This is a genomic window from Enterobacter sp. Tr-810, assembly GCF_011752765.1.
Lineage (GTDB): Bacteria > Pseudomonadota > Gammaproteobacteria > Enterobacterales > Enterobacteriaceae > Enterobacter > Enterobacter soli.
This window is the reverse complement of sequence record NZ_VWWW01000007.1, coordinates 68,903-82,299: the sequence shown is the minus strand read 5'-3', so window position 1 is coordinate 82,299 and position 13,397 is coordinate 68,903. Positions and strand designations below refer to the sequence as shown.

At 54.3% G+C, this 13,397-nt stretch carries 14 protein-coding genes; 6 read left to right on the top strand and 8 right to left on the bottom strand.

Features of this window, described 5'->3' with window-relative positions; all coding sequences use genetic code 11:
* Nucleotides 1-3 precede the first annotated feature (3 nt).
* The 4 genes from grxC to cysE all read left to right on the top strand — a co-directional run bounded on the left by grxC (nucleotide 4) and on the right by cysE (nucleotide 2,674).
* The gene (gene grxC, locus F3J30_RS18305; RefSeq protein ID WP_014068373.1) at nucleotides 4-255 is read left to right on the top strand and encodes a glutaredoxin 3; all 252 of its coding nucleotides are present in this window, start codon (nucleotides 4-6) and stop codon (nucleotides 253-255) included.
* 32 nt (nucleotides 256-287) lie between these two features.
* On the top strand, nucleotides 288-755 hold the full coding sequence (secB, locus tag F3J30_RS18300; RefSeq protein ID WP_014068374.1) for a protein-export chaperone SecB: 468 nt from the start codon (nucleotides 288-290) through the stop codon (nucleotides 753-755).
* On the top strand, nucleotides 755-1,774 hold the full coding sequence (gene gpsA, locus F3J30_RS18295; protein WP_166718127.1) for an NAD(P)H-dependent glycerol-3-phosphate dehydrogenase: 1,020 nt from the start codon (nucleotides 755-757) through the stop codon (nucleotides 1,772-1,774). The genes secB and gpsA overlap by 1 nt, the downstream gene beginning before the upstream one ends.
* 78 nt (nucleotides 1,775-1,852) lie before the next feature.
* Nucleotides 1,853-2,674, top strand: coding sequence for a serine O-acetyltransferase (gene cysE / locus F3J30_RS18290; protein ID WP_008502718.1), 822 nt, complete (start codon nucleotides 1,853-1,855; stop codon nucleotides 2,672-2,674).
* Here cysE and trmL read toward each other — a convergent pair.
* From trmL to F3J30_RS18250, 8 genes are all read right to left on the bottom strand, one after another.
* Nucleotides 2,671-3,144, bottom strand: a complete 474-nt coding sequence (gene trmL, locus F3J30_RS18285) for a tRNA (uridine(34)/cytosine(34)/5-carboxymethylaminomethyluridine(34)-2'-O)-methyltransferase TrmL (RefSeq protein WP_166718126.1) — start codon at nucleotides 3,142-3,144, stop codon at nucleotides 2,671-2,673. The genes cysE and trmL overlap by 4 nt on opposite strands.
* 38 nt (nucleotides 3,145-3,182) lie before the next feature.
* Complete coding sequence (gene lldD, locus F3J30_RS18280) at nucleotides 3,183-4,370, bottom strand: FMN-dependent L-lactate dehydrogenase LldD (RefSeq protein ID WP_166718125.1); 1,188 nt, start codon at nucleotides 4,368-4,370, stop codon at nucleotides 3,183-3,185.
* Nucleotides 4,367-5,140 carry a transcriptional regulator LldR gene (gene lldR, locus F3J30_RS18275; RefSeq protein WP_014068378.1) on the bottom strand — a complete coding sequence of 258 codons (774 nt, stop codon included), beginning with the start codon at nucleotides 5,138-5,140 and terminating at the stop codon, nucleotides 4,367-4,369. Before lldR ends, lldD begins: the two co-directional genes overlap by 4 nt.
* Nucleotides 5,137-6,792, bottom strand: coding sequence for an L-lactate permease (lldP, locus tag F3J30_RS18270; RefSeq protein ID WP_014068379.1), 1,656 nt, complete (start codon nucleotides 6,790-6,792; stop codon nucleotides 5,137-5,139). Before lldP ends, lldR begins: the two co-directional genes overlap by 4 nt.
* Before the next feature lie 277 nt (nucleotides 6,793-7,069).
* The gene (locus tag F3J30_RS18265; protein ID WP_014068380.1) at nucleotides 7,070-7,432 is read right to left on the bottom strand and encodes a YibL family ribosome-associated protein; all 363 of its coding nucleotides are present in this window, start codon (nucleotides 7,430-7,432) and stop codon (nucleotides 7,070-7,072) included.
* Nucleotides 7,433-7,490: 58 nt separating this feature from the next.
* The gene (mtlR, locus tag F3J30_RS18260; protein ID WP_166718124.1) at nucleotides 7,491-8,081 is read right to left on the bottom strand and encodes a mannitol operon repressor MtlR; all 591 of its coding nucleotides are present in this window, start codon (nucleotides 8,079-8,081) and stop codon (nucleotides 7,491-7,493) included.
* Nucleotides 8,078-9,226 (bottom strand): mannitol-1-phosphate 5-dehydrogenase, encoded by a 1,149-nt coding sequence (gene mtlD / locus F3J30_RS18255; RefSeq protein WP_166718123.1) that lies wholly within the window; start codon nucleotides 9,224-9,226, stop codon nucleotides 8,078-8,080. Before mtlD ends, mtlR begins: the two co-directional genes overlap by 4 nt.
* A gap of 98 nt (nucleotides 9,227-9,324) precedes the next feature.
* The gene (locus F3J30_RS18250) at nucleotides 9,325-11,232 is read right to left on the bottom strand and encodes a PTS mannitol transporter subunit IICBA (protein WP_166718122.1); all 1,908 of its coding nucleotides are present in this window, start codon (nucleotides 11,230-11,232) and stop codon (nucleotides 9,325-9,327) included.
* 655 nt (nucleotides 11,233-11,887) lie between these two features.
* Here F3J30_RS18250 and F3J30_RS18245 point away from each other — a divergent pair.
* Both F3J30_RS18245 and F3J30_RS18240 read left to right on the top strand, forming a co-directional pair.
* The gene (locus F3J30_RS18245) at nucleotides 11,888-12,244 is read left to right on the top strand and encodes a DUF3302 domain-containing protein (RefSeq protein WP_166718121.1); all 357 of its coding nucleotides are present in this window, start codon (nucleotides 11,888-11,890) and stop codon (nucleotides 12,242-12,244) included.
* Between the two features lie 2 nt (nucleotides 12,245-12,246).
* Nucleotides 12,247-13,383, top strand: a complete 1,137-nt coding sequence (locus tag F3J30_RS18240) for an HlyD family secretion protein (protein WP_014068385.1) — start codon at nucleotides 12,247-12,249, stop codon at nucleotides 13,381-13,383.
* Nucleotides 13,384-13,397 lie beyond the last annotated feature (14 nt).

The following is a 13,397-nucleotide window of genomic DNA, read 5'->3' as shown; positions in this document are numbered from 1 at the left end:
GTCATGGCCAATATCGAGATCTACACCAAAGCAACCTGCCCGTTCTGCCACCGTGCGAAAGCGCTGCTTAACAGCAAAGGCGTCACCTTCCAGGAACTGCCTATTGATGGTGATGCGACAAAACGCGAAGAGATGATTCAACGTAGTGGCCGTACGACGGTTCCGCAGATTTTTATTGATGCGCAGCACATTGGCGGCTGTGATGACTTGTATGCGCTCGACGCACGTGGTGGACTCGATCCCCTGCTGCGCTAAGAGACTTTAGGACAATTAAAAAGGGTTTTTCCATGTCAGAACAAAACAACACCGAAATGACTTTCCAGATCCAGCGCATCTACACCAAGGATGTCTCTTTCGAAGCGCCAAATGCGCCGCACGTTTTCCAGAAAGATTGGCAACCAGAGGTTAAACTTGATCTTGATACCGCATCCACCCAACTGGCGGATGATGTGTATGAAGTTGTGCTGCGCGTAACCGTAACCGCTTCTCTGGGCGAAGAAACTGCATTCCTGTGTGAAGTACAGCAGGGCGGTATCTTCTCCGTTGGCGGTATCGAAGGTAACCAGATGGCGCATTGCCTGGGTGCATACTGCCCGAACATCCTGTTCCCGTATGCTCGCGAATGCATCACCAGCCTGGTTTCTCGCGGTACATTCCCGCAACTGAACCTTGCGCCAGTTAACTTTGATGCGCTGTTCATGAACTATCTGCAACAGCAGGCTGGCGAAGGTGCTGAACAACATCAGGATGCCTGATGAGCACTGTTAATGCGTCAATGACTGTGATCGGTGCCGGCTCTTACGGCACCGCTCTTGCTATCACGCTGGCAAGAAATGGTCACGATGTGGTTCTGTGGGGCCACGATCCAAAACATATCGCGACGTTGCAACACGACCGCTGCAATGTGGCGTTCCTCCCGGACGTTCCGTTTCCTGATTCCCTGCACCTCGAAAGCGATCTCGCGACCGCGCTCGCGGCCAGCCGAAATATTCTGATTGTGGTGCCAAGCCATGTCTTTGGCGAAGTACTGCGCCAGATTAAGCCGCTGATGCGCGCAGATGCACGCATTGTGTGGGCGACGAAGGGGCTGGAAGCTGAAACCGGACGCCTGCTCCAGGATGTTGCCCGCGAAGCGCTGGGCGATGACATTCCTCTTGCGGTGATCTCCGGGCCAACGTTTGCAAAAGAGCTGGCCGCAGGTCTGCCAACGGCCATCTCTCTGGCATCGACCGATGCGACCTTCGCTGACGATCTTCAGCATTTGCTGCACTGCGGCAAGAGCTTCCGTGTCTACAGCAACCCCGATTTTATCGGCGTGCAGCTGGGTGGTGCGGTGAAGAACGTAATTGCTATCGGCGCAGGCATGTCAGACGGCATTGGTTTCGGCGCGAACGCGCGTACGGCGCTTATCACCCGCGGGTTAACCGAAATGTCCCGTCTTGGCGCAGCACTGGGCGCTGATCCGGCCACCTTTATGGGAATGGCGGGTCTGGGCGATCTGGTGCTGACCTGTACCGACAACCAGTCGCGTAACCGCCGCTTTGGCATGATGCTCGGACAGGGCAGCGATGTGAAAAGCGCGCAGGAGAAGATTGGCCAGGTGGTTGAAGGCTATCGCAATACCAAAGAAGTCCGCGAGCTGGCACACCGTTTTGGTGTTGAAATGCCAATAACCGAGGAAATTTATCAGGTATTGTATTGCGGAAAAAATGCGCGCGAGGCAGCATTGACCCTATTAGGTCGTGCGCGCAAGGACGAGCGCAGCAGTAACTAATCGCAGGGATCCTTGTTAGCTATATGACCCGGCCAGCAAAGAACTGGCCGGTCATTAACATATCGTCTGGAGTATGCAATGCCGTGTGAAGAACTGGATATCGTCTGGAACAATATTAAAGCCGAAGCCCGGGCTTTGGCCGACTGCGAGCCTATGCTGGCCAGCTTCTATCACGCGACGCTACTCAAGCACGAAAACCTCGGCAGCGCCCTGAGCTACATGCTCGCCAACAAACTGGCCTCCTCAATTATGCCTGCCATCGCCATTCGCGAAGTGGTAGAAGAGGCCTACGCCGCAGACCCGGAAATGATCGCCTCTGCCGCCTGTGATATCCAGGCTGTACGCACGCGTGACCCGGCTGTCGATAAATACTCCACGCCGCTGCTGTACCTGAAAGGCTTCCATGCGCTTCAGGCTTACCGCATTGGTCACTGGCTGTGGAACGAAGGCCGCCGCGCGCTGGCTATCTTCCTGCAAAACCAGGTGTCGGTGACCTTTCAGGTGGACATCCACCCGGCCGCGAAAATTGGCCGTGGGATCATGCTTGACCATGCCACGGGCATTGTTGTGGGTGAAACGGCGGTCATTGAAGATGACGTGTCGATTCTGCAATCCGTCACGCTGGGTGGTACGGGTAAAACCAGCGGCGATCGCCACCCGAAAATCCGCGAAGGGGTAATGATTGGCGCGGGTGCGAAGATCCTCGGTAATATCGAAGTTGGTCGCGGGGCGAAGATTGGTGCGGGTTCGGTTGTGTTGCAGCCTGTTCCGCCGCACACCACTGCGGCTGGCGTACCGGCGCGTATCGTCGGCAAGCCAGACAGCGATAAACCGTCGATGGATATGGATCAGCACTTCAACGGTATTCACCATACGTTTGAGTATGGTGACGGGATTTAACTTCTGAGAATGGCGCCAGGGTAACCCAGCTGGCGCCAGGCTTCATACACCACCACCGACACCGCATTAGACAAGTTCATGCTGCGGCTGTCCGGCATCATGGGAATACGGATTTTTTGCTCAGCGGGCAGGGCGTCCAGAATGGTTGCAGGCAGACCACGGGTTTCCGGGCCAAACATCAGATAATCCCCGTCCTGATAGCTCACTGCGCTGTGTGCAGGCGTTCCTTTCGTGGTCAGGGCAAACATGCGCTGCGGCTGTTCTGCTTCCAGAAACGCGGCATAGTCGTGATGGCGAACCACGGCCGTAAATTCATGATAATCCAGCCCTGCACGACGCAGGCGTTTGTCGTCCCATGCGAAGCCCATCGGCTCAATGATATGCAGGCGAAAACCGGTGTTAGCGCACAGGCGGATGATGTTGCCGGTATTGGGTGGGATTTCTGGTTCGAATAAAACGATGTTAAGCATGTTGCCCCCTTGAATAGCGGGGGCAGAATAGCACAGAACTAGGCCGCATTCCCCTGCGACAGCGGGACTGGTGCCGCAGACAGTTTACTCAGTTCCTGCACCAGCGAATCCTGGCTGATTTCGCTAATCGATTTGGCGCCGGTCAGCGTCATCGCCACTTTCATCTCTTTCTCGATCAGGTTCAGCAGATTCGCCACGCCCGCCTGACCGTGGGTTGCCAGTGCGTACAGGTAGGCTCGACCCAGCAGCACGCTGTCAGCGCCCAGGGCAATCATGCGCACCACGTCCAGCCCGCTGCGAATGCCGCTATCGGCAAGAATCGCGATATCGCCTTTGACTGCATCGGCAATGGCAGGCAGTGCGCGCGCGGAAGAGAGCACGCCGTCGAGCTGACGTCCGCCGTGGTTAGAGACCACAATGCCGTCAGCACCAAAACGCACGGCGTCGCGCGCATCTTCCGGATCGAGAATGCCTTTGATCACCATCGGGCCGTCCCAGAATTCACGGATCCACTCCAGATCTTTCCAGGAGATTGACGGATCGAAGTTGTTCGCCAGCCAGCCGATGTAATCTTCCAGACCGGTGGGTTTACCGAGATAAGCCGAGATATTGCCCAGATCGTGCGGACGACCGTTCAGACCGACATCCCACGCCCACTGTGGGTGAGTGACAGCCTGCCAGTAGCGACGCAGGGCGGCATTAGGGCCGCTCATGCCGGAATGTGCATCGCGGTAGCGCGCACCAGGCGTTGGCATATCGACAGTAAAGACCAGCGTCGAACAGCCTGCGGCTTTGGCGCGCTCCAGCGCGTTACGCATAAACCCACGATCGCGCAAGACATACAGCTGGAACCACATCGGGCGTTTAATGGTTGGGGCGACTTCTTCAATCGGGCAGACGGACACGGTGGAGAGCGTAAACGGAATGCCTTTGGCATCTGCCGCGGCGGCCGCCTGTACTTCACCACGGCGGGCGTACATGCCGCACAGGCCGACAGGGGCGAGCGCCACAGGCATCGAGAGCGTTTCATTGAACAGCTTCGTCTCAAGGCTCAGGTCAGACATATTTTTCAGCACGCGCTGGCGCAGGGCCACTTCTGACAGGTCTGCCACGTTACGACGCAGCGTGTGTTCGGCATACGCCCCACCGTCGATATAGTGGAACAGGAATGGCGGCAAAATGCGTTGCGCCGCGGCGCGATAGTCACTGGCTGCTGAAATAATCATGCTTTGTTCTCCCTGGAAATATCGTTGTCGCCAGGCAGACGGGTAATGCGCGCCTGTCGGGCCTGATCTTCATCGAATTGTTTAATGGTAGTGTGCACAAAGCCCAGATGCGCCATCATCGCTTTGCGCGCGGCATCGGCATCACCGGCCAGAATGGCGTTAAGCACCGCCTCGTGCTGTTCGGTCAGTCGAGCAAACACCGGCGGTACCAGATACATACGCTGGCGGCTCTGCTTCACGGAGGATTGCAGCAGGTCGAAGAACCCCCGCATGGTCTGGAGCAGCACCACGTTATGGGAAGCCTCAGCAATCGCCAGATGGAAACGGACATCGGCCTGTGAAGCGATATCCGGGTCGCTGCTTTGGGTTGCCTCAAAACAGGCCCGCAGTTTCTCTTTATCGGCTTCTGTGGCCCGCATCGCCGCGTGCCAGGCCGTGCTGGCTTCGATGGCGTGTCGCGCTTCAAGGATGTCAAAGCTGTAGTCGGGGTCGTTTGCCATCAGCGTTTTGAGCGGCTGAACAATGTTTTGCTCAGACCAGTCATCGTGCTGCCAGCGCACAAAGGTGCCGCCGCCGCGGCGACTCAGCAGCACGCCGTCGTTAACCAGCGTTGCCAGCGCTTCGCGCAGTGAATTACGCGATACCCCAAGTTGGGCGGCAAGCTGGCGCTCGGCGGGCAATTTCATGCCCGCTTCAAGCTGTTGTTCTTCAATCAGCGCCCGCACGCGAGAAGCAATCTCGTCGGACAGGCGTCTGGGCATCACTATCATGGAATCATCCAGGTTAAGACATAGGCCTGTAGGGTAGTTATCACACCGACCATACAGGTGAATATCAGGCTGTGTTTGACGGTAAAGCGGAACAGATCCGACTCTTTACCCACCAGGCCCACCGCTGCACAGGCAATGGCGATGGATTGCGGGGAGATCATCTTGCCGGTGACGCCGCCCGTTGTGTTTGCTGCGACCAGCAGCACGTCCGAGACACCGATTTGCTGCGCGGCAGTTGCCTGAAGTGCGGCGAAGAGGGCGTTAGACGATGTATCTGAACCCGTCAGGAACACCCCCAGCCAGCCGAGGAACGGCGAGAAGAAGGTGAAGGCGTGGCTGGTATGCGCCAGAGCCAGCGCCAGCGTGGATGACAGGCCGGAATAGTTCGAGATAAACGCGAATGCCAGCACCATGCCAATGGAGTAAATCGGCAGCGCCAGCTCTTTAATGGTACTTGCAAAGGTCTGTACCGCTGCGGATGGCTTCATGCGCAGCCACACGACAGAAAGGATAGCCGCAAACAGGATGGCCGTGCCGGTCGCGGAGAACCAGTCGAATTTATAGACCGCGGCATACGGCGTGGCGGTGTGCACCACCGGCGGCATACGGGCGACCATTTTGTCGAGGAACGGTACGGAGATGTTAATCACCATGTCGTACAGCGCACCGCCTGGGGCAAACAACGCTTTAAACGGTGGCACGCTCCACAGCGTAACGGTTGCGGTCAGGAACAGGAACGGTGACCACGCGCGAATGACCTGACCCGCGGTATACCCGGTGCGCGCCAGCGTTTGATCAACCTGCGATGCACCCATATCTGCAAAGCGGAAAATACGTACCGGCTGCCAGCGTTTGAGGAACAGCGTCAGGCAAACCAGCGAAACCAGGGAAGAGATAATATCCGGCAGTTCCGGCCCTAGGAGGTTCGAGCTGAGGAACTGAGCAATGGCGAACGAACCGCCCGCCACCATTACCGCAGGCCAGGTTTCTTTCACGCCACGCCAGCCGTCCATAATCGCCATGATCCAGAACAGCACGATAATGGTCAGGAACGGCAACTGACGACCCACCATCTGGCCGATTTCAAAGCTGTCCAGCCCGGTGACTTGCCCGGCAACCAGAATCGGGATCCCCATCGCACCAAACGCGACCGGCGCCGTGTTTACGATCAGGCACAGGCCAGCGGCATAAAGTGGATTAAAACCAAGACCAACCAGCAGCGCCGCCGTGATCGCAACAGGGGCGCCAAAACCAGCAGCCCCTTCAAGGAACGCGCCGAAGGAGAAACCGACAATCAGCATCTGTAAGCGCTGATCGGGGGTGATCGAGAGAATCGACGAACGGATGATGTCAAACTGCCCGGTTTTCACCGAGATTTTATAGACAAAGACCGCGGCGATGATGATCCACGCTATCGGCCACAGCCCGTAGAAGAAGCCGTACACCACAGAGGCCAGCGCATGATCGACCGGCATTTTGTAGAAGAACAATGCGACCATCAGGGCGATGGCTACGGTATATGTTGCAGCAAGGTAGCCCTTCAGCTTGAGCTTAATCAGCGCAAAGAAGAAGAACAGGATCGGTAGCGATGCGATCAGGCTTGAAAGCCAGATATTCCCGGCCGGATCGTAGTTTTGTTGCCAGAGGCTCATGCAGGTCTCCAGGGGACCGCACAGTCAGTTTCGCGGTGAGTCTACGCTCATCTCGGCGTCACAGTCTGTGTAAAAGTGGTCCTTCCAATAGTGTGATGTAGGGTGAATGACAATGAATGGTTAATCAGATGTTATCGGTGAGCAATGGTTTTGTGAGCAAAGATTATGGAAGTGTGAACCAGGGGAGGGATGTTTGATGAATTGGTTGGGCCAATTTGAAGCGGGTGGGGCCTGATGCCCTCACCCCGGCCCTCTCCCACGGGGAGAGGGGGAATTATCAGAATGCAGTCTTACAGAAACCCGTCATCTCTTTCAGGCCCATTTCGCGGCCGAGTTCCGTCATCGGGTGTACGACGACCAGGCCACGCACGCTTTTCTTCAGCTTGCCCATATCGGCCTGTTCTTTTTTGGTGATCGCACGACGATGCGGCATGTTCATCAGCTTCTGCGCTTCTTTGCTCAGCTTCTGGCCTTTGACTTCGCGCAGGCGCTCGATTTCGGTTTCCAGCGTGGCGATCTCTTTTTCCAGCTCAGCGTATTTCTCAGCGGCATCAACCAAAGAGAGATCGGCCTGCTGGTGGCGGATCAGATCCAGACGGTCGCTCAGGCGTTTAATTTCGTTCTTTTCGACTTCTTTCATCACAAATGACTCTAAAAACGGGGGATTTACAGGGAAGGATACACCAATGTGCGCAGGCTTACTTCTGAAACGCTTTTTTTAAGCTGATTCGGGAAATCAGCTCAGTCAGGGAAAGGACCATGGTAGAACGGACAACCTGTTGATAACGAAGCTTTTGCATCGCATACAGCTCAGGATCGCTGTTATCAAAATGCGGTGCCGGAGGCAGCGCGGTGACGCAGTGTAGCTCGCCAAAGGGCCCCAGAATTTCGTCATCGGTAAAGCCATATTCATTACCGTCATGATTTAATTCTTCGCGCAGCGCCATTAACAGCTCAGCGTCTTCATACTCTGGCCTGCTGAGCACACCAAGGCCGTAAATCAGCTTCAGACGCACGGATAAATCGCCCAGCGGTCCGTCTCCGTCCAGTAACGGTTCTACAGCATATTTTACCGCGTAGTCGTCTTTGCGAAACACCTGAAGCACCAGGATATTCACCGCCTCGGTTAATAACTCGACGGCGGCAATCAGGAAACTTCGTACGGTTTTGCCAGCATTCAGACGCTCAAGCACACGATTTTCAAAGGCCTGGGTTTGTTCCATTATTGCCTGCATATCTGACAATCTGTTATCTGGGCGCAGGATAACCTGCGCCGCATTCTGCATCATTTGGTTGCGTTATATGCGTTAACCGCCTCCACAACCACGTTGCTGTTGGCATCCAGGCCTGAAACCTGCGCCAGCGCAGCTTGCGGGCCTTCATCGCCAATCAGTTTCGCCAGCTCAAGCGCCTGCGGATCTTGCTCGCTGCGGTAGTGCATAGCAGCGGCAATCCCTTTCACCAGGTTGGCGTGCGGCAGGCCGTATTCCAGCGTGCCCAGCAGTGGCTTGATCAGGCGGTCGCCCGCGCTCAGTTTACGCAGTGGCTGACGGCCAACGCGCTCAACGTCATCTTTCAAATACGGGTTTTCAAAACGACCGAGGATTTTCTGGATGTATGCTGCATGTTTTTCAGCATCAAAACCGTAGCGTTTGATCAGCACCGCGCCGCTCTCTTCCATTGCACCTTTTACCACAGCGCGGATTTTCTCATCGAGAATCGCGTCACGGATGGTCTGATGACCGGCCAATTTTCCGAGGTACGCGGTTATAGCATGACCGGTGTTCAGCGTGAAGAGTTTACGTTCGACAAATGCCATCAGGTTATCAGTTAATTCCATCCCCGGGATGGTTGGCAGCGCGCCTTTAAACTGTGTTTTATCGACAATCCATTCGCTGAAGGTTTCAACGGTCACTTCCAGCGGGTCGTTGGTGGCGGATTCAGACGGCGGAACGATACGGTCAACGGCGGAATCAACAAAGCCAACGTGCGCTTCAACCCAGGCTTTATCTTCGTCGGCCACGGCGGCCAGAACGTGGCCTTTCAGCTGCGTGGTGCCGCGAACCATGTTTTCACAGGCGATGATGTTCAGCGGGGTATCAATACCCTGCGCTTTACGTTTTGCCAGACCTTTCGCCACCGCAGGGGCGATACGTTCAAGCACAACCGGGCCGACCGCCGTGGTCACCAGGTCAACGCTTGCGATCAGATCAACCACGTCATCACCGATGCTGCTTACCGCATTCACGCCAGAAACGGTTTCGACCTGCTCGTTTTCTCCCACGACGTGAACCTGATAGCTATGACGGGCATTCAGGGCGTCTAGCACCACCTGGTTCACATCGGCGAATGTCAGCGTAATGCCCGCGTCTGCCAGCAACTTGCCGATAAAGCCACGACCAATATTACCTGCGCCAAAATGTAATGCTTTCATAGTGTTAACCTTCATCAATGTTTTTACCCGAGAGGGCTGGGGTGAGGCATTTCCCTCACCCTAACCCTCTCCCAAAGGGAGAGGGGATAGTTTGGAACTTACTTGTTCAGCAGTGCCAGCACTTCTTCCACGCTGGTGGTGCTTGCCAGACGCTCGATGACTGATTCGTCATCCAGGGCGTTGGTCAGGCTGGTAATCACCTGAATGTGCTCGTTGTTGCGAGCGGCGATACCAATCACCAGACGGGCGATGTCGTCTTCTTCTTCACCGAAGCGTACACCCTGTGGATACTGACAGAACACCACGCCGGTTTTCAGTACGCGGTCTTTCGCTTCAACCGTACCGTGCGGAACCGCGATGGATTCACCCAGGTAGGTTGGGGTCAGTTTTTCACGTTCCAGCATGGCGTCAACATACTCAGGCTGAACGTAACCGCCTTTCACCAGCTGCTCGCCCGCAAAGCGAATGGCTTCTTCTTTGTGGGTCGCAGTACGGCCCAGGAAGATGTTTTCCGCACCCAGTTTGAACAGGTGGCTGTCGTTCGCATCGAAGCTGTCTTTCAGGCTATCGCGGACTTTCACTTCGTTGTCTTCGTGGCGTTGTGCCGCAACCAGACGTTCAGTCAGGTTGGTATACAGGCCGCTGTCGAGGAAGTTGGTCAGCGAAATATGCTGCGCCTGTGGCACCTGACGCATAGCGCGTTCGGTCAGATCGCGGTGCGTGATAACCAGGTCAACATCCGGTGGCAGGCTGTTAATCGCGCTGTTGGTCACAGAGATATTGCTCAGACCGGCATCCTGTACTTTCTTACGCAGCACGCCCGCACCCATTGCGCTGGAACCCATACCGGCGTCGCAGGCAACGATGATTTTACGTACGTGGCTCAGATCGTTAGACACATCACCCGCCGCCAGCGGGGTCGCGCCTTTGGATTCCGCTTTCATGTCGTGCATACGACGGGTTGCTGCTTCGATATCGTCTTCTTCTTTCACTTTGCTGGTTTTCAGCAGGATAGAAGAGACAACGAAGGAGACTGCCATTGCCGCACAGATAGCCGCGATGTTAGCGAAGTAAGCGCCTTTCGGGGTCATCGCCAGCACGGCCAGGATAGAGCCCGGAGAGGCTGGAGAAACCAGACCACCGCCCAGCACGCTCAGAGTGAACACGCCAGTCATACCGCCGAGGATAACGGCCAGGATCAGACGTGGGTTCATCAGCACGTATGGGAAGTAAATTTCGTGGATACCACCCAGGAAGTGAATGATAGCCGCACCGCCCGCAGACTGTTTTGCACTGCCACGGCCAAAGAAGATGTACGCCAGCAGAACACCCATACCCGGACCTGGGTTCGCTTCAATCAGGAAGAAGATAGACTTCCCGAGGTCATGAGACTGCTGAATACCCAGCGGTGAGAAGATACCGTGGTTGATGGCGTTGTTAAGGAACAGGATTTTCGCCGGTTCAACAAAGATAGACGCCAGCGGCAGCATGTCGTGCGCAACCATGAAGTTAACGCCTGCTGCCAGAATTTTGGACAGCACTTCAACTGCCGGGCCAATGCCGAGGAAGGCCAGAATCGCCAGGATCATACCGATGATGCCAGCGGAGAAGTTGTTCACCAGCATTTCGAAGCCGGATTTGATTTTACCATCAACCCAGACGTCGAATTTCTTGATTGCCCAACCGCCCAGAGGACCGGCAATCATCGCACCGAGGAACATCGGCATATCCGCACCGACAATCACACCCATGGTGGTGATAGCACCCACCACACCGCCACGATCACCGCCAACCAGACGACCACCGGTAAAACCGATGAGCAGCGGCAGCAGGTAAGTAATCATTGGGCCAACAAGCTTCGCCAGCGTTTCGTTAGGCAACCACCCTGTCGGAATGAACAATGCAGTGATGATACCCCACGCGATAAACGCGCCGATATTTGGCATCACCATGTTGCTGAGGAAACGACCAAAGCTTTGTACTTTGATCTTGAAATCGGATGACATAAAACACCCCTTCTTATGTTTACGCTTAGGCTTGCGGCCCGAGGTTTATCGTTAATGTGCGGCGGCAGAGGTAGCCGGGCCCTGTTCATGCTGTGAAATCTGGCACTGAATCGTTCAACTGTCCAGACAGCGAAATTTTGTGTGATCTTAGTCACGTAAATGTAGGGGGTGTGGTATTTAATGAAGTGATCTGCGTCACAAAAGCGATGTGCAAAAAAAACTCAACGCGTGTAAAAAGCGCAAAAAGCACAGTGTTTTGTGATGTTTGTCACATTTGATGTTCGCCAGTTTGTTTCTGTAATGTGATTGGATTCACAAAAAATTTTTATGCAGATTTCTCTGGATGTGATCAACGGCAAACTCTGTTTTTCAGTTCACAGCCAGGATGTAATAAAAGAGCATCTAAAGCGAAAAAATGCATGTGCGAGTGTGTTATGGCGAAAAGTGAAAACCTGGATTACGCTCATATGTAAGGTTAAGTTTATTATTATTCAGGATATATTTTGACACGCTTATAAACTTGCATGGAGATATAATAAAAAACCATACTCTGCGGCCCTGAAAATAATTTCAGGTATTGCGATTAAATTAATTTAATTTGTGTGCTTATTATTTTATTTATTTAATGAGTTATCGTTGCTTGAGTGAGGGGAATATGTTTCTCAACTACTTTGCGCTGGGCGTGTTAATTTTCGTGTTCCTGGTTCTGTTTTACGGAATCATCGCTATTCATGATATTCCCTATAATATGGCCAAAAAACGCAATCATCCCCATGCTGATGCAATCCATACCGCCGGGTGGATAAGCCTGTTTACGCTCCATGCCATTTGGCCGTTTTTATGGATTTGGGCAACGCTGTACCAGGAAGATCGTGGCTGGGGCATGCAGAACCATATCACAAAGCCTGATGAGGTCCCCGGCATGGATGCTCTGGCCAAACGCGTGGCCGAATTAGAACAAAAACTGGCTGTCGCTCAATCGCCAGCAGATAAGAATACGTCGGAGCACTGATCATGGATCTGTTGATTATTTTGACCTATGTGGCTTTTGCCTGGGCAATTTTTAAGATATTCCGTATTCCTGTAAACCAGTGGACGCTCGCCACCGCGACATTAGGTGGGGTGTTTATTGTTGCGGGACTCATTTTATTAATGAACTATAACCACCCATATACCTTTACGGCGCAAAAAGCGGTTATTTCGATTCCCATTACGCCGCAGGTTACGGGTATAGTGAGTGAGGTTACGGATAAAAATAACCAGCTCATTAAAAAAGGCGAAGTGTTATTTAAACTGGATCCAGGCCGCTACCAGGCACGCGTCGACCGACTGCAAGCAGACCTGGTGACCGCCACGCACAATATCGATAACCTGAAAGCACAGCTTTCGGAGGCCGTCGCCAATACCACGCGAGTGTCTGCTGAGCGTGACCGCCTGTATAAAGATTATCAGCGTTATCTGAAAGGCAGCCAGGCGAAGGTTAACCCATTCTCTGAAAGCGATATCGATAACGCACGCCAGAACTATCTGGCACAGGATGCGCTGGTGAAAGGCTCTGTGGCTGAACAGACGCAGATCCAGAGTCAGTTAGACAGCATGGTTAACGGAGAGCAATCTCAGGTAGCCTCCTTGCGCGCCCAGCTTGCTGAAGCCAAATACAACCTTGATCAAACCATCGTCCGTGCACCGAGTAACGGTTATGTCACGCAGGTTTTAATTCGCCCAGGGACATACGCAGCGGCGCTGCCGCTGCGACCGGTGATGGTGTTTATTCCTGAACAGAAACGGCAGATCGTTGCCCAGTTCCGTCAGAACTCGTTACTGCGTCTGAAACCGGGTGATGAAGCTGAAGTGGTATTCAATGCACTACCAGGACAGGTGTTCTCCGGTAAACTCACCAGCATTCTGCCAGTGGTTCCGGGCGGTTCTTATCAGGCCCAGGGTGCGTTGCAATCGCTGACGGTCGTTCCGGGTACGGACGGCGTGCTGGGCACGATTGAGCTTGACCCGAATGCTGATGTCGATGCATTACCAGACGGTATTTATGCTCAGGTGGCGGTTTATTCCGACCATTTCTCGCATGTTTCCGTCATGCGTAAAGTGTTGTTGCGTATGACCAGCTGGATGCACTACCTCTATCTCGATCACTAATCTCTCCAGGGCAG